General features: G+C 52.4%; 14 protein-coding genes. 1 reads left to right on the plus strand and 13 read right to left on the minus strand.

Going from position 1 to position 15,722, the window contains the following annotated elements; genetic code table 11:
• Positions 1-3: 3 nt before the first annotated feature.
• From greA to carA, 3 genes are all read right to left on the minus strand, one after another.
• A complete protein-coding gene (greA, locus tag QWI17_RS15335) occupies positions 4-480 on the minus strand; it encodes a transcription elongation factor GreA (RefSeq protein WP_302723396.1) in 477 nt (158 codons plus the stop codon).
• On the minus strand, positions 477-3,698 hold the full coding sequence (carB, locus tag QWI17_RS15340; RefSeq protein ID WP_302723397.1) for a carbamoyl-phosphate synthase large subunit: 3,222 nt from the start codon (positions 3,696-3,698) through the stop codon (positions 477-479). Before carB ends, greA begins: the two co-directional genes overlap by 4 nt.
• Before the next feature lie 65 nt (positions 3,699-3,763).
• On the minus strand, positions 3,764-4,903 hold the full coding sequence (carA, locus tag QWI17_RS15345; protein ID WP_302723398.1) for a glutamine-hydrolyzing carbamoyl-phosphate synthase small subunit: 1,140 nt from the start codon (positions 4,901-4,903) through the stop codon (positions 3,764-3,766).
• 391 nt (positions 4,904-5,294) lie between these two features.
• Here carA and QWI17_RS15350 point away from each other — a divergent pair, with 391 nt between their 5' ends.
• Entirely contained in the window at positions 5,295-6,977 is a 1,683-nt protein-coding gene (locus tag QWI17_RS15350) for an LTA synthase family protein (RefSeq protein WP_302723399.1), read from the plus strand.
• Between the two features lie 371 nt (positions 6,978-7,348).
• Here the strand turns inward: QWI17_RS15350 and QWI17_RS15355 are convergent, their stop codons facing one another.
• The 10 genes from QWI17_RS15355 to QWI17_RS15400 all read right to left on the minus strand — a co-directional run bounded on the left by QWI17_RS15355 (position 7,349) and on the right by QWI17_RS15400 (position 15,700).
• The gene (locus QWI17_RS15355) at positions 7,349-9,250 is read right to left on the minus strand and encodes an acyltransferase family protein (RefSeq protein ID WP_302723400.1); all 1,902 of its coding nucleotides are present in this window, start codon (positions 9,248-9,250) and stop codon (positions 7,349-7,351) included.
• A gap of 38 nt (positions 9,251-9,288) precedes the next feature.
• Positions 9,289-10,095: a 4-hydroxy-tetrahydrodipicolinate reductase gene (gene dapB / locus QWI17_RS15360; RefSeq protein WP_302723401.1), complete on the minus strand. Its 807-nt coding sequence runs from the start codon at positions 10,093-10,095 to the stop codon at positions 9,289-9,291.
• 27 nt (positions 10,096-10,122) lie between these two features.
• Entirely contained in the window at positions 10,123-10,731 is a 609-nt protein-coding gene (ribA, locus tag QWI17_RS15365) for a GTP cyclohydrolase II (protein ID WP_302723402.1), read from the minus strand.
• 68 nt (positions 10,732-10,799) lie between these two features.
• Positions 10,800-11,465, minus strand: coding sequence for a retropepsin-like aspartic protease family protein (locus tag QWI17_RS15370; protein ID WP_302723403.1), 666 nt, complete (start codon positions 11,463-11,465; stop codon positions 10,800-10,802).
• 33 nt (positions 11,466-11,498) lie between these two features.
• Positions 11,499-11,999 carry a phosphatidylglycerophosphatase A family protein gene (locus QWI17_RS15375; RefSeq protein WP_302723404.1) on the minus strand — a complete coding sequence of 167 codons (501 nt, stop codon included), beginning with the start codon at positions 11,997-11,999 and terminating at the stop codon, positions 11,499-11,501.
• Positions 12,000-12,001: 2 nt separating this feature from the next.
• The gene (gene thiL / locus QWI17_RS15380; protein WP_302723405.1) at positions 12,002-12,973 is read right to left on the minus strand and encodes a thiamine-phosphate kinase; all 972 of its coding nucleotides are present in this window, start codon (positions 12,971-12,973) and stop codon (positions 12,002-12,004) included.
• Positions 12,974-12,976: 3 nt separating this feature from the next.
• Complete coding sequence (nusB, locus tag QWI17_RS15385) at positions 12,977-13,438, minus strand: transcription antitermination factor NusB (RefSeq protein WP_302723406.1); 462 nt, start codon at positions 13,436-13,438, stop codon at positions 12,977-12,979.
• Complete coding sequence (gene ribH, locus QWI17_RS15390; protein WP_302723407.1) at positions 13,438-13,905, minus strand: 6,7-dimethyl-8-ribityllumazine synthase; 468 nt, start codon at positions 13,903-13,905, stop codon at positions 13,438-13,440. Before ribH ends, nusB begins: the two co-directional genes overlap by 1 nt.
• A 23-nt stretch (positions 13,906-13,928) precedes the next feature.
• Entirely contained in the window at positions 13,929-15,047 is a 1,119-nt protein-coding gene (ribBA, locus tag QWI17_RS15395) for a bifunctional 3,4-dihydroxy-2-butanone-4-phosphate synthase/GTP cyclohydrolase II (RefSeq protein WP_302723408.1), read from the minus strand.
• Positions 15,047-15,700: a riboflavin synthase gene (locus tag QWI17_RS15400; RefSeq protein WP_302723409.1), complete on the minus strand. Its 654-nt coding sequence runs from the start codon at positions 15,698-15,700 to the stop codon at positions 15,047-15,049. Before QWI17_RS15400 ends, ribBA begins: the two co-directional genes overlap by 1 nt.
• Positions 15,701-15,722: the final 22 nt, after the last annotated feature.

Below are 15,722 nucleotides of genomic sequence, written 5' to 3' on the forward strand. Positions count from 1 at the left end.
CCGTTAAAGATGCTCCACCGAATCAATTTCGTACTCGACATCGCCGCCGGGGGTTTTCACTAACACGACATCGCCTTCTTCTTTACCGATGAGCGCGCGCGCGATAGGCGAGCTGATTGAGATTTTGTTGACCTTCACATCGGCCTCATCGTCACCAACAATACGGTAGGTTTTCTCTTCGTCGGTTTCGACGTTAATAATGGTTACCGTAGTGCCAAAGATAACTTTCCCGGTGCGAGCGATGGATTTAACATCGATCACCTGGGCATCGGCCAGCTTGCCTTCGATTTCCTGAATCCGGCCTTCACAAAAGCTTTGTTGCTCACGCGCGGCGTGGTACTCGGCGTTCTCTTTCAAGTCACCGTGTTCGCGCGCATCGGCAATGGCCTCAATAATACGCGGACGCTGTACTTTTTTCAGGTCGTCAAGTTCAACGCGCAGGGCTTCTGCGCCCTCAACAGTCATAGGGACTTTCTTCATTGCGTTGCCTCCTTGTGCAAATCTTGCAGGCGGCGAACCTGAATCTCTTTGCCTTGCTGCAGTGCCATACACACAGCCTCACCACCGGCCAAAGTAGTGGTGTAATAAACATTGTGCGCTTCGGCGCTGCGACGGATGGATGCAGAGTCGCGTGTTGCCTGGCGGCCTTCAGTGGTATTAATAATCAGATCAATACCGTCGTTTTTAATCCTGTCGACAATATGTGGACGACCTTCACCCACTTTATTGACCGTCTCAACATCAACACCGGCATCACTCAAAACCTTAGCGGTACCGCGCGTCGCCACCAGAGAAAAGCCCAGATCGATTAACTGTTGGCTCACCGCTACCACACCTGGCTTGTCGACATCGCGCACACTGACAAACACTTTACCGCCGTCGGGCAGTTTACTGTTGGCGCCCAACTGACTTTTGGCGTAAGCCTCGCCAAAGGTTGCGCCGACACCCATGACTTCACCGGTGGACTTCATTTCTGGCCCCAAAATGGGGTCGACCGCCGGGAATTTATTGAACGGGAACACCGCCTCTTTCACACTAAAGTAAGAGGGCACAATCTCAGAGGTAAAGCCTTGATCAGCCAACGAAGTACCGGCCTGACAGCGCGCGGCAATTTTCGCCAGCGACACACCCACACACTTAGATACAAAAGGTACGGTACGCGAAGCGCGAGGGTTAACCTCAATCACGTAAATTTGGCCGTCTTGATACGCCAACTGAGTATTCATCAGACCCACCACACCCAGCTCAATGGCCATGGATTTAACCTGTTCGCGCATCAAGTCTTGCACGTCGGCGGGCAGCGAGTAAGGAGGCAGTGAACAGGCTGAGTCACCGGAGTGTACACCGCACTGTTCAATGTGCTGCATAATACCGCCAATCACCACTTGCTTGCCGTCACTGACCGCATCGATATCAACTTCAATCGCTGCGCTCAGAAAGTGATCCAGCAATACCGGCGCATCTTCAGACACCTGAACGGCCGAATGCATGTAGGTGCGCAACTCTTCTTCTTTATACACAATTTCCATGGCGCGACCGCCCAACACATAGGATGGACGAACCACCAGCGGATAGCCGACTTTCTCGGCGCTAATCAAAGCTTCTTCCAGTGAACGCACAATCGCATTAGGTGGTTGCAACAGTTCCAGCTTTTCAATCATTTGCTGGAAACGCTCGCGGTCTTCGGCGCGGTCGATGGCATCCGGGCTAGTACCTAGAATAGGCACTCCTTCCGCCTCAAGGGCGCGAGCAAGCTTCAGCGGTGTTTGACCACCAAATTGCAAAATCACACCTTTGGGCTTTTCTTTGTCGACGATTTCCAAAACGTCTTCGAGCGTAATCGGCTCGAAGTACAAGCGGTCCGAGGTGTCGTAATCGGTGGAGACGGTTTCTGGATTACAGTTCACCATGATGGTCTCATAGCCGTCTTCGCGCATCGCCAGTGCCGCGTGTACGCAACAGTAATCAAACTCGATACCCTGACCAATACGGTTCGGGCCACCGCCGATTACCAGAATTTTATCTTTATCTGACGGCGCCGATTCGCACTCTTCGTCGTAGCTTGAATACATATAGGCGGTTGAGGTCGAGAACTCTGCCGCACAGGTATCCACGCGTTTGTAGGTCGGGCGAATGTTCATTTCATGGCGAGCCGCACGCACTTTGGCCTCTTTCACACCGAGCAACAAAGCCAGACGCTTATCCGAGAAGCCTTTGCGCTTGAGCATACGCAAATCGTCGTAGCTCAAATCAGCTAATTTAACGGCGCGAACTTTTTGCTCGAGCTCAATTAACTCGTGAATCTGCTCCAGGAACCAAGGGTCAATGGAGGACGCCTCAAACACTTCATCAACGGTCATACCGAGACGGAAAGCGTCGCCGACATACCAGATGCGCTCGGCTCCTGGCGTATTCAGCTCACGGCGAATACGTGCGGGGGTTTCATCGGCGCTCAAGTCCAACTTCGACTCAAACCCGGAAGAGCCCACTTCCAGGCCGCGCAGGGCTTTTTGCATAGACTCTTGCAGCGTACGACCAATGGCCATCACCTCACCCACGGATTTCATCTGGGTGGTCAAACGGGCATCGGCATCGCCAAACTTTTCGAACGTAAAGCGAGGCACCTTGGTCACAACATAATCAATAGATGGCTCAAACGAGGCCGGGGTTGCACCGCCTGTGATGTCATTTTGCAGTTCATCCAGGGTGTAACCCACCGCCAGCTTCGCAGCCACCTTAGCAATTGGGAAGCCGGTAGCCTTAGAGGCCAGCGCGGACGAGCGAGACACCCGCGGGTTCATCTCGATTACGACCAAGCGGCCATCTTCTGGGTTGACCGCAAACTGCACATTGGAGCCGCCGGTTTCAACACCGATTTCACGCAGCACCGCCAGCGAGGCGTTGCGCATAATTTGCAGCTCTTTATCGGTCAGCGTTTGCGCCGGCGCCACGGTAATAGAATCACCGGTGTGGACGCCCATGGGGTCGAAGTTTTCAATGGAACAGACGATAATACAGTTATCGTTTTTGTCCCTGACCACTTCCATTTCGTACTCTTTCCAACCGAGCAGGGATTCGTCAATCAAAAGCTCATTGGTGGGGGACAAGTCGAGCCCACGCGTGCAAATTTCTTCGAACTCTTCCCAATTATAAGCAATACCGCCACCGGAACCGCCCATTGTGAAGGAAGGACGAATAATACAGGGGAAGCCAAACTCTTTGGGCACCTCTAACGCTTCATCCATGGTATGGACAATTTTGGCGCGCGCGCATTCAAGACCAATTCGCTTCATGGCCTTATCAAACAAATCGCGATCTTCCGCCATGTTAATGGCTTCTTCTTTCGCTCCAATTAGCTCGACATTGAATTTCTCCAAAACGCCGTTTTTCGCCAAATCGAGTGCACAATTCAATGCGGTTTGACCGCCCATGGTAGGCAGCACTACATCGGGGCGCTCTTTTTCGATGATCTTAGCGACCGTTTCCCACTCGACGGGCTCAATATAGGTCGCGTCGGCCATGGCGGGATCGGTCATAATGGTCGCCGGGTTAGAGTTCACCAGAATCACCCGGTAGCCCTCTTCACGCAAGGCTTTACAAGCCTGGGCGCCGGAGTAATCGAACTCACAGGCCTGGCCTATCACAATGGGGCCTGCGCCCAGAATCAAAATGCTGTTAATGTCGGTACGTTTTGGCATGTCTGTCTCGCTTGGCGAATCGGTTTAAAGGTTGCTCGGTGGTTAGACTGGGCTTTGCCCTTCTGTCACCGTTTCGCGTTTTCCATCAACTCTACAAAGTGGTCAAACAGACCGTCGGCATCGTGCGGGCCCGGGCTCGCCTCAGGGTGACCCTGAAAACTAAACGCCGGCTTATCGGTGCGATGAATACCCTGCAAGGAACCATCAAACAGTGACTTATGCGTCGCTTTAAGGTTTGCGGGTAAGCTTGTCTCATCTACCGCAAAACCGTGGTTCTGCGCGGTAATCATGACCTGACCAGACTCTAAGTCCTGCACCGGGTGGTTGCCGCCGTGGTGGCCAAACTTCATTTTTAGCGTTTTCGCGCCAGAGGCGAGCGCCAACAACTGATGGCCAAGGCAGATACCGAATACCGGAATATCGGTATCCAAAATTTCCTTAATCGCGGCAATGGCGTAATCGCACGGCTCCGGGTCACCGGGGCCATTGGCTAGGAATATACCATCGGGATTCATCGCCAGTACGTCACTGGCCGGAGTTTGCGCGGGCACAACGGTAACGTCGCAGCCGCGATCGGCCAGCATACGCAGAATGTTGCGCTTAACACCGAAGTCGTAAGCCACTACTTTAAAGGCGCTGGGGTTGGCATCGCTATGGCCTTCGCCAAGCTTCCAGCTGCCTTCGCGCCATGTATAGGACTCTTTACAGGTCACTTCCTTGGCCAAATCCATTCCCTTCAGGCCCGGGAACGCTTTAGCCGCTTCCAGTGCCTTAGCTTCGTCCACCTCGCCGGCGATAATACAGCCGTTCTGCGCGCCTTTATCTCGCAAAATGCGGGTAAGACGGCGGGTGTCGATATCGGCGATACCCACCACATTCTTGTCTTTCAGGTAGTCACCGAGGCTTTGGGTTTGGCGGAAATTACTGGAGCGCGCCGGTAGGTCACGAATCACTAAACCTGCAGACCAGATGTTCTCACACTCTTCATCTTCTGGCGTGGTGCCAGTATTACCAATATGGGGGTACGTCAGAGTCACGATCTGGCGGGCGTAGGAAGGATCGGTGAGAATCTCCTGGTAGCCGGTCATGGAGGTATTAAACACCACCTCACCAACGGACATTCCGTCAGCACCGATGGCAGTACCTTTGAAAACGCTGCCGTCTTCAAGGACCAGTAAAGCGGGTCTGTGGGGCCCTGTAATCAAGTCAACCTCCTAAAAATTCACTTTCTTTATGCCGAGCGAAGCGACCACACCGGACAGGTGCGTTGGCGGGGTTACTGCTTCTTCGGAATAATTAAAGCCCGGCCGCAAGTTGCAAAAAAGCGAGATGAAACATCGGGCTTCATCTCGCTTATTGTTCACTATTCTGTGGCGACCACTGGCGCGGCTTGGGTTAATGCAACTAACCGCGTATTTTAGGCAACCGAGCTCCAATTGTCCACCCAAAACCTCCCCCCTGAGAAATAATCGATCGATCGGCGCCTTCTGTAGCGCGGCACTTTGTTTCAGAATTGTGACCATTAGATTACAATGCTGGCCACATTGAGATCGGAAAACATTAACGTCTGGACTTTAATCACCTCAAGGAAGCTCTATGCTGTCACGGCCAGTACTCATCATTACGTTCGCTTTAACGCTCTGCGCCGCCGCCCTGCTAGCTGACCCCAGCATTAACTTCTCCAGCTCCCCACTGAAGCTGGCCGCAAACTGTACTCCCGTCATTTTGGCCTACATACTCGCTCTCGGGCTCACTCGCAGACCGCTAACCGCGGCTGTGGTGTGCACAGCGGTGCTCTTCCTAATTTTCTCGGCGCACCACCTCAAGCTAAGCCACCTAAGCCAGCCGCTGATATTCGCTGACGCTTTTCTGGCCCCACAGACAATTACCAACTGGGACTTACTGTCAGAATACGCCCCGATAGGTGCTTTAATCACTCTCGGGTTGGTGCTGCTGATCGCGGTGGCAATTTCCAGGTTTGAGCGACCCCAACCTTGGTGGCAGGGGGCACTATTAGTGCTCATAGGAGCGGTAGGGTTATTTACCATTAGCCACCCTCTGGATGCCACAAGCCCCCTTTATGGTGACCGCGCCCATGGCGCCAAACCGTGGGCGACTGAAGCCATTGCCCAAGATCAAGGACTCATGGCCTCTTTGGTGAGCGGCGCTCGCTCGACCAAATTTGACCTTCCCAGCGTCGATCATGCGTTAATTGACGACTTTGTCGCGAGCCTCCCCCCCCAGACGACAGCACTAGGGGCGCCTGCGATAAAACCCGATATTGTGTTGTGGCTAGGCGAGAGCTTTTTTGACCCCAGTATTATTGCGGGTGTGGATCGCTGTCACTATCTACCCGAGCTCTGTTATATGCTGCAAAGTACTGAAGAACAAAGTGTAATAGACGTACCCACCTTTGGCGGCAATACCACACGCACAGAATTCGAGGTGCTGACGGCCATTCCCTACCACGATTTGGGCACCAAGGATTATCCCTACATGTCCATCGTCAGACAACAACACAGTTCGATTGCCTGGTCTTTAGCTCGCCTGGGTTACACGACAACCGCTATACACCCAAACAACGCGAGTATGTGGCAGCGCAACCGCGCCATGCCTTTATTAGGATTCGATCAATTCTTCAGTAAACAAGACTTCAAATCTCCCAAAAGAGAAGGAATATTTATTTCCGACTCGACACTGTTAAACCAGGTCACAAAAACACTTGAGCAAGACAACAGCCCGCAATTTATCATGGCTATTTCAATGGAGGGGCACGGCCCCTTTGTAAAGCGAGACGTTCTCGACACACAAAGACGCGATGGTATTGAGGCGCCCAGTGAGCTCGACGCAAAAGCTGCGGAAGAATGGCGCGAATATATCTATCACGCCCAAAATGCTATGACGCAAATGCAACGCTTACAGGAATACATAAAAAATCGTGAGCGGCCAACGTTGGTGGTGTTTTTTGGTGATCACCTGCCCAAATTGAAACACATTTACAAGCAGATCACTTTTGTCGATGGCAGAGCCGACTGGCAACAAGACACCCCCGCTTTCGCATTTGCCAATTTCCCGATATCGAGCCGCTGGAAACCCACGGCGAGTCACCAGCTAGGCGTTTGGGCACTTGAGCTGACAGGGCTTTCTCCTTACACGCAATATGCGCTTCTGAATGAAGCATTGGCAAGCATTGCCAGCGACCCAACTAAGCAAGACGCAACCGTAAAAGCACTGCAACTGCGTCAACTATACGCTAAAGCTGAACAGGCGATTAAGTAATTGCCGATTTAGCAGATAAAGAGTCGCCACCTTATTTATCTGCAATACTTGGCCAATCGCTGGCTTCGGCATAGTATGTCATTTCAGTGAGCAGTTCAGGCTCACTGAGCTTTGCAAACGACAACAAGCAAGTACTACCACACTTCCTAAAAGTAGCGCTTCCACACCCCCGTCGATATAAGCCGCCCTGATAATCCGGCGACTTACATACAAGGGCTCGCACAAATTCTGACCGACCCACCTGATAGAGCCGAGTGCGCTACTATTAAAACAATCACGAATAGAGACAGCCGTGCAATAAAAGCCTGCCCCCTTCACTAATCACTCCTTAAATCCAATACACCAAGCCACGAAAACAGTAATATTTTGACTTATCGATTTATAAAATCTGCCCAGTTGGGATGCTCGTCATGCAATACCTTTGCAGCGTGGAAAGTAGCTTCGTAGCTCATATGGTGGTCATCGTAGCTGAATGGCGCCCCGGAAAATTCGAGCTGGCAGCTCACTATGCTTTCATCACCACACAATAGAGATTTCTTACTAACAAAGATGTAGCGATTTTCGGCAAGTTTAGCCAGATCCTCCTCAAAGAGAGCGAAGCTCTTGACCACCTGAGGGGTTACGCGCGGGTCAATATTTTGATTGTATAAATCGGGCATTGGCTTGCTCAGTGCAAAAAAGTTTCCGAAGACAACCACCTTTACATCAGCAACACGTTCAATGTACTCCAACGTCTCTTGTAAATGCTGGGGCTGATATCGTCCCCAGTACAATGCAATCACCACTGTACTGAAATTCTTCAAGAAATCGGGATCCAGCCTTTCTTTGTTGAGCTGATCACACTCTTCAAGCTTTGACCAACCTTCCCATATTTTGCTCAACGTATCATTTACTGTAGGTGGACAGCCACCGAGTGAAATATTGATATAGTGCTGCTCTGGGTAAGCAATCCGCAATATGTTGTACCCATCTACCGTATGGCTATCGCCAATAACAAGTACATTCCGCTCTACATTCTCTACCGGCTCATTGCAGGCACTCCAACCTCTTTCGCGACAGTCATCAGAAATCAGCTGGAACCGGTTTTTTTTACCGGCCTCAATATCACTTTCAAGCAGCTGCGGACGATCGAAACGCTCTGGCATACCATTGTTGACAATGACGAATGCCGACGCGGTAACAACAAGAATTGCGGCAGTGCCGGCCAATGTCGCAAAGGATTTGCCCGATGCCCACTTAACTCGCTTTCGCCGAAATGGAGTTTCGACAAAGTGATACATCAACACCGCCAACACAATGGATACAACAAGCAACAGCAATTTGTCGACAACGGCAAAATGATTGGACAAATATTTATATAAAACGATTAGAGGCCAATGATTTAAATACAGAGAATAGGAAATAAGGCCAACATACGCAACGGGGGCCCAACGCAACGGGGCAGCCAGTATCGACTTTGCACCAAACGCAATTACCAAGGCCGTACCTACACAAGGAATAACGGCCATCAAACCAGGAAATGTGGTTTTTTCATTGTATAAAAAAATAGGTGCGATAATGGCAATCAAACCAACTGCCACCAGCCACTCACGCCAACGATATGACTTCTGATGTCGCTGTTCTAGCCATACCAACATTCCGCCTATTGAAAACTCAACAATACGAAATGGCATCATGTAAAACACCAGCTCAGGCTGCTTTGCTACCAACCACTGGGCACCGATTAAACTAATGCAGCCTAACCCTAGCAAAGTTAGAAAAACCGCACTTTCTCGCCGAATAAAACACAGCAAAATTGGCCAAAATATATAAAACTGCTCCTCAACCGACAAACTCCATGTATGCAACAACGGTTTAAGAGTAGAGGCCGTATCAAAATAGCCAGATTCATTCCAGAACAAAAAATTCGACACTGAAAACAGCGCAAATAAAGCTTCCAGACCCAGCCTTTCAAAGTTGGGGGCGGGCAGAATAAACCACGCCACACCAATTGTGGCCAAAAACGTCACTAACATGGCTGGCAGCAAGCGCCTTGCTCGCTTGGCATAGAACCAACCGAAGCTGAAGTACCCTTGAGTTACCGCGGTACGAATGTGGGCTGTAATCAAATAGCCAGAGATAACAAAGAACACATCAACCCCGATAAAACCACCGGAGAACAACGTAATCTCTAAATGGAAAAGTATAACGCTAAGCACTGCGATGGCCCGCAGACCATCGATGTGAGGAAAATAAGGCTGCTTGACAGAGGCTGCCATGGCTTGAATGCTCATAATATCCCTTGGTATTTTATCCTAAGGCGGATAGAGGCTTACTTTAGATCCAGTACATCCTGCATATCGAACAGGCCACAGTTTTTTGTCAAAAGCCAGCTCGCGGCACGCACAGCGCCATGACCAAACGCCAAACGGCTAGAAGCTTTATGGGTGATCTCAACACGCTCCCCATCGGCAAGAAACATAACTGTGTGCTCACCGACGACATCGCCGCCACGAACCGTAGCAAATCCGATGGTGTCGCGATCTCGCTCAGCGCTAATGCCTTCGCGGCCGTAAACCGCAACTTTTTTCAGATCACGCCCGGTGGTTTCGGCAATAACTTCTCCCAAACGCAGCGCGGTTCCCGAAGGTGAGTCCACTTTATGCCGATGGTGAGCTTCGACTATTTCAATGTCCGACTCCGCGGCCATTACACGCGCAGCGGTTTCCAACAATTTAAAGCAAAGGTTAACACCAGTACTAAAATTGGCCGCTAAACACAGGGGGATTTTTGCCTGGAACGCAAGCAGTTCGGCTTTTTCATCGTCACTGAAACCCGTGGTACCAATCACCATGGCTTTACCATGGTCAGCGCACAGCGCTGCGTTGGCCAGTGTCGCCGCCGGCGACGTGAAGTCGATAATGGCATCGAATTGATCTACTACATCCGCCAGGCTATCGGTAACCTTTACACCCACTTTACCAACTCCCGCTAATTCGCCGGCATCGACACCCACTAGGGAGCTACCAGGACGGACTATGGCGGCGGTAAGTTCAGCCGACTCCGACTTAACCGCCGCCTCGATTAATATTTTTCCCATACGGCCGGCCGCGCCGGTCACGGCAATACGTGTCGCCATTGTTATACCTTTATCAATCTAATTGGTTTATGACTGTGCGTCGTTATCGTCTTCAAACAGGTGGCCAAGCTTACCTTTTTTGGTTTCCAGGTACTTGGCATTGTGCGGGTTCCGGCCCGTCTGATGCGGGATTCGCTCGACAATCGCCACTCCCATATCCTCCAACGCCTTAACTTTGCGTGGGTTATTGGTCATTAATTTTAAGGATTCAATATTCAGGTGATCCATCATCGGCTTGAGAATACTGTAATCGCGCATATCCGCGCCAAAACCCAGCTGCTCGTTCGCCTCTACAGTGTCGGCCCCGCAATCTTGCAAGTGGTAGGCTTTGATTTTATTCAATAAGCCAATGCCCCTGCCTTCTTGACGCAGATAAAAAATAGCGCCGCGGCCAACAATTGAAATTTTGTGCATGGCCGCCTGTAACTGTGGTCCACAGTCACAACGCATACTAAATAACGCATCACCGGTTAAACATTCCGAGTGCACGCGAGCCAACACTGGTTCGTCTGACGTGATTTCGCCCATGGTCAAGACCACATGCTCTTTATCCAGGGAACTATCCGCAAAGCCATGCATCACAAACATTCCCCAAGGCGTGGGCAATTTGGAAGATTCAACAAAAGTTACTGTCACCGATGACTCTCTTTCTCGTTTTTTGAGGGGATGTTAGTGAAGCATTCACTTCACGACTTACCCAGCGTTCAGAGGCGCGATTTTAACACCAACACCCCATTTTCCGTGCTCATATCAACCAGCCCCAAATAACTGTTGCCGAGTAATATGGTACGTGGTGAATTGCCGGGTATCACCACGGCCTCCACATGCTTAATCTCAATCAAACCTACCGCCACACTGTCGAGCCAAATTCCGTAAGCGGTGGTGACACCGTTCGCCGTCGACACTTGCAGAGGATTTCCCGACAAGTAGTTAAGTCCAAGCTCTTCGGCATGTTGGCCACTCATTGACACGGAAGTCGCACCGGTGTCCACCAGAAAGTCCGCAGGCATACCGTTGATATACCCTTTGGTTTCATAGTGCCCACCCTGACCACTGCTGATGCGCACTTCGGCGCTGGCGGCCTCCTCGAAGCTGGTGGCGATACGACGCTCCAGAGTGAGATTGTAGGTTTGCCCTTGAAACTCCACCTCTGCACCCGCACGCGAGGAGCTCACTAAGGTAACGCCCTCAGGGCTTGTTTGCCCGGCGCGCAGCATGCGCTGCTTGCCATTGATTTCAATCAGTGCGGTGCCATTTGCCAACATTTTCGCCGACAGATCGGCCGCCACTACCTGGCTCGTTATGGCACATAACGCCAGTACGAGAGTTGACCGCCACAGAGCAATCAGTGTTTTATGTAAGTGGCACATGCCTATACTCTCCTTGAATTTTTGCATCCGTGTTTAAGCGAAGTATGTCCATCCCCAGACGCACGCCTGCAACGCTAACCAAGCATAAACGCCAGCCAACACATCATCCACCATTATACCCAGACCGCCGTCGATCTTTTTATCGGCCAGCGACACGGGCCAAGGCTTGGCGATATCAAACAGCCGAAATAAAATAAACCCGACCAACATCCACTGCCAGCCACTGGGCGCCAAAAACATAGTTATCCAATAGCCGACAAACTCATCCCAAACGATGCCTGGGTGATCGTGCACCCCCAGCGCGCGCGAGCTGCGCTCGCACCAATAAACACCGACAGCGAAACCGACGATCAACACTGTCAGGTAGGCCCACACTGGGATATCACTGATCAACCAATAAATGGGCAGCGCGGCAATGGTGCCAAATGTGCCCGGAGCTTTCGGTGCCAGTCCGGAACCGAAACCAAAGGCAAAGAAGTGGTTGGGGTTGGTCAGCAGCTGACGCAAGCTGGGTTTAGGAAATGAGTTGGCCATAACTAAAAATGCTTGTATCCGGTTGCGTTGCTGTAATAGGGCGCGCCATCGAGCTCACAGTGCACGCCGGCTCCGCTGACAATACGACCAATGACTGTGGCCTGCACCTTGCCCGCCGCCTGCAACATGGCAAGCTCAGGCATATTCTCAGGGGGCACAGTGAACACCAGCTCGTAGTCATCCCCGCCGGCGATGGCATGCTCGATAGCTTCTGCTTGCGGTTGCTCGGCGAGCACTTCACTGAACGGCAGTTGGGCCAAATCTAACTCGGCCGCGACATCGCTGGCAAAGCAAATATGACCTAGGTCGGCGAGTAATCCGTCGGAGATGTCCTGTGCACTGGAGGCAATACCGCGCAAGTATTTTCCCTCAGCGATACGCGGCGTAGGCTTATAATAGCGGCCACGCAAATAATCATTGCGGTCGCTGGCGGGTTCATCTAGAACGGTCAATGCCGCTGCAGCATCCCCCAGAACTCCCGTCACTAAGACAAAGTCATCGAGCCCTGCGCCGTCGCGACGCAAAGCCTGAGACGCTGGAACACTGCCCAGCATTTGAATGCCAACACTGAGGGGCCCTCGGGTGGTATCACCGCCAATTAAGGTACAACCGAAAGTGTTCGCGCAGGATTTGAGGGCGCGGCTAAACCCGGCCACCCAGTGCTGACGCTTCTCGCCGTCCCAATCTCCGGGAAGGGTCAGAGCCAGGGTAAACCAGCGCGGCTCGGCCCCCATGGCGGCGAGGTCACTGAGATTTACCCGCATACTGCGCTCGGCGATCAACGCGGCATCGGCGTCGGCCGGGAAGTGAACATCGGCCACTAACGTATCGGTTGCCACCGCCAGAAGCTCACCTGTAGGCGGCTGCACCAGCGCCGCGTCGTCGCCAATACCCAACACTACATCGTCTGCCACCAAGTCTTCCGGTGCCGGCTTAAAGTAGTGATTGATCAGCTCGAACTCGCCGCCGGCCACAGTCTATCTCTGGCCGCGATTGGCCGAAACTTCCAGAGACCGGGCTTGCGCGGCTGCACGATCCAGCACACCGTTTACGAACTTGTGGCTGTCAGTTGCACCGAATTTCTTCGCCAGCGCAACCGCTTCGTTGATGACGACTTTGTAAGGAACATCGATACGGTATTTGAGTTCGTAGCTCGCCAGACGCAACAGCGCCTCAGTGATTGGGTCCAGCTCTTCATCACTGCGATCTTGCAAGTGTGGCACGAAAACAGCCTGCACTTCGTCCAGACGCGCTGGCACTTCGTGCAGCAACTCGTGAAAATAAGCCACATCGACATTTTTCATATCGTAATCGGCGCGAAAAGATGCCTCGATAACATTGACGCTATTACCGGACAGTTTCCACTGGTAGAGCCCTTGCATGGCATAGTGGCGCGCCTTGCGACGAGCCGAAGGCGAAAGGGTATTGCTGTCTGTCATTATACTTTACCCAACAGAGAAACCATTTCGAGCGCGGTTGAGGCCGCCTCAACGCCTTTGTTGCCCGCTTTGGTACCCGAGCGCTCGATGGCCTGCTCGATGGTATCCACCGTCAGCACACCAAAAGTAATAGGCACACCCGCGTTAAGAGACACCTGGGCCAAGCCCTTGGTGCACTCGCCCGCCACATAATCGAAGTGTGGCGTACCACCGCGAATCACGGCGCCCAAGGCAATAATCGCATCGTACTCTCCCTTGGCGGCAATTTTTTGCGCTACCAACGGAAATTCAAAAGCGCCCGGCGCGTAGTAGATGGCAACCTGATCATCGCTGATGCCGTGACGGCGCAAAGTATCCAAGGCGCCGTCCTTCAGGCTTTCAACCACAAAGCTGTTCCAACGGCTTACGATTAAAGCGTACTTACCACTAGAGGCAGAAAAATCCCCTTCAATGACATTAATGCTCATAAGATTCTCACTTGCTGTTCAATTCAATTCGATTCCGGGCTGACGTAGTCAACCACTTCCAGGTCAAACCCTGACAGCGCCGAAAAGCGCATAGGGGCCGACATAACCCGCATCTTGCCAACACCCAAATCGCGCAGTATTTGCGAGCCGGTGCCCACTTGCTTGTAAACCACATCCTGACTGCGACGCTGCTGGCGGCCGGACAATAACCAGTCAATGGACTCTTCGACATCGGTGGTGCACTCGTCGTGGCAAATTAACACCAATACACCGTGCCCCTGCTCACTGATGTAGTCTAGCGCTGCGCCGTAGGCCCAGGAGCTCACGCCGTCAACCGCCGGGCGCTTTAGAGCCAATAAATCGCGCGCCGTATCCATAACATGCACGCGCACCAAGGTGGTATCACCCGGCTTAACTTCGCCTTTAACAAAAGCAAAGTGCAGGTCGCCCCGTGCGGTATCGCGGTAGGTATGCAAATCAAATTCGCCGTACTGGGTTTGCACCGTGCGCTGGTTGATACACTCCACCGTTTGCTCTTTGGTGGCCCGATAATGTATCAGCTCGGCAATAGTGCCAATTTTTAAGCCGTGGGTTTTGGCAAACTCTTCCAGCTCGGGGCGCCGGGCCATAGAGCCGTCCGGATTCATTACCTCAACAATGACCGCTGCCGCCTCGAAGCCCGCCATGCGGGCAAGGTCACAACCGGCCTCGGTGTGCCCGGCCCGGCTCATAACGCCGCCCGGTTGCGACATAATCGGAAAAATATGACCCGGCTGCACGATGTCTGCGGGTTTGGCCTCTGCCGCGACCGCCACTCGCACAGTGCGCGCACGATCGGCGGCAGAGATACCGGTGGTTACCCCTTCGGCCGCCTCAATGGAGGTGGTGAAGTTGGTGGAGTGTTTAGCCTTGTTGTCCTGCACCATTAATGGCAGGCCCAACTGCATGCAACGCTCGGGCGTGAGGGTCAAACAAATCAAACCGCGCGCATGGCTGGCCATAAAATTTATGTCTTCGGCCCGCACCTGTTCGGCCACCATAATCAGGTCGCCTTCATTTTCGCGATTTTCGTCGTCCATTAGGATGATCATCTTGCCGTGGCGCAAATCATCCAATAGCTCTTCTACAGTATTCAATTCCATCACTTATTAAAGCCGTGTTCGGTTAAAAATGATTCGGTAATCCCACCGCTCGCGGCCGCAGGGTTGCCTTGCAATAGGCGCTCTAAATAGCGCGCCAGCACATCCACTTCCAAATTCACCAGACTGCCGGCCTGGTAGCTTCCCATAATAGTCTCGGCAAGCGTATGTGGCACGATATTGAGTTCAAACTCGCAGCCGTCGACCTTGTTCACGGTCAAGCTGGTGCCATCCACGGTTATCGAGCCTTTGTGCGCAATATATTTAGCCAGTTCGGCCGGCGCCCGCAGGGTAAAACGCTCGGAACGTGCGTCGGGCTTGCGACTGACAACCTCGCCAATACCGTCAACGTGGCCACTGACAATGTGCCCACCAAGGCGTGTAGTAGGCAGCAGCGCTTTTTCCAAATTAACCGGCGTTCCCGGGCGCCAATGCCCGATAGTGGTCAAAGACAAGCTCTCTCGCGACACGTCGGCTCGATAGCCATCTCCGGGTAGCTCCATCACCGTTAGACACACGCCATTGGTCGCAATGGAATCGCCCAGCGCCACATCGGCCAAATCCAGTTTCCCGGTGCGAACATGGAGGCTTATATCCCCGCTTTTCGGGGTAACCGCTACAATCTCGCCTATCGCTTCAATAATGCCTGTAAACACGCTTCGCTTTACCCTACCAACA

Source organism: Gilvimarinus gilvus, from assembly GCF_030518155.1.
GTDB lineage: Bacteria > Pseudomonadota > Gammaproteobacteria > Pseudomonadales > Cellvibrionaceae > Gilvimarinus > Gilvimarinus gilvus.

What these genes read in the sequence shown, in the direction of transcription:
- greA (WP_302723396.1), bottom strand. Translation starts at nt 480, where the DNA reads ATGAAGAAAGTCCCTATGACTGTTGAGGGCGCAGAAGCCCTGCGCGTT.
- carB (WP_302723397.1), bottom strand. Translation starts at nt 3,698, where the DNA reads ATGCCAAAACGTACCGACATTAACAGCATTTTGATTCTGGGCGCAGGC.
- QWI17_RS15350 (WP_302723399.1), top strand. Translation starts at nt 5,295, where the DNA reads ATGCTGTCACGGCCAGTACTCATCATTACGTTCGCTTTAACGCTCTGC.
- QWI17_RS15355 (WP_302723400.1), bottom strand. Translation starts at nt 9,250, where the DNA reads ATGAGCATTCAAGCCATGGCAGCCTCTGTCAAGCAGCCTTATTTTCCT.
- dapB (WP_302723401.1), bottom strand. Translation starts at nt 10,095, where the DNA reads ATGGCGACACGTATTGCCGTGACCGGCGCGGCCGGCCGTATGGGAAAA.
- QWI17_RS15370 (WP_302723403.1), bottom strand. Translation starts at nt 11,465, where the DNA reads ATGTGCCACTTACATAAAACACTGATTGCTCTGTGGCGGTCAACTCTC.
- QWI17_RS15375 (WP_302723404.1), bottom strand. Translation starts at nt 11,999, where the DNA reads ATGGCCAACTCATTTCCTAAACCCAGCTTGCGTCAGCTGCTGACCAAC.
- nusB (WP_302723406.1), bottom strand. Translation starts at nt 13,438, where the DNA reads ATGACAGACAGCAATACCCTTTCGCCTTCGGCTCGTCGCAAGGCGCGC.
- ribH (WP_302723407.1), bottom strand. Translation starts at nt 13,905, where the DNA reads ATGAGCATTAATGTCATTGAAGGGGATTTTTCTGCCTCTAGTGGTAAG.
- ribBA (WP_302723408.1), bottom strand. Translation starts at nt 15,047, where the DNA reads ATGGAATTGAATACTGTAGAAGAGCTATTGGATGATTTGCGCCACGGC.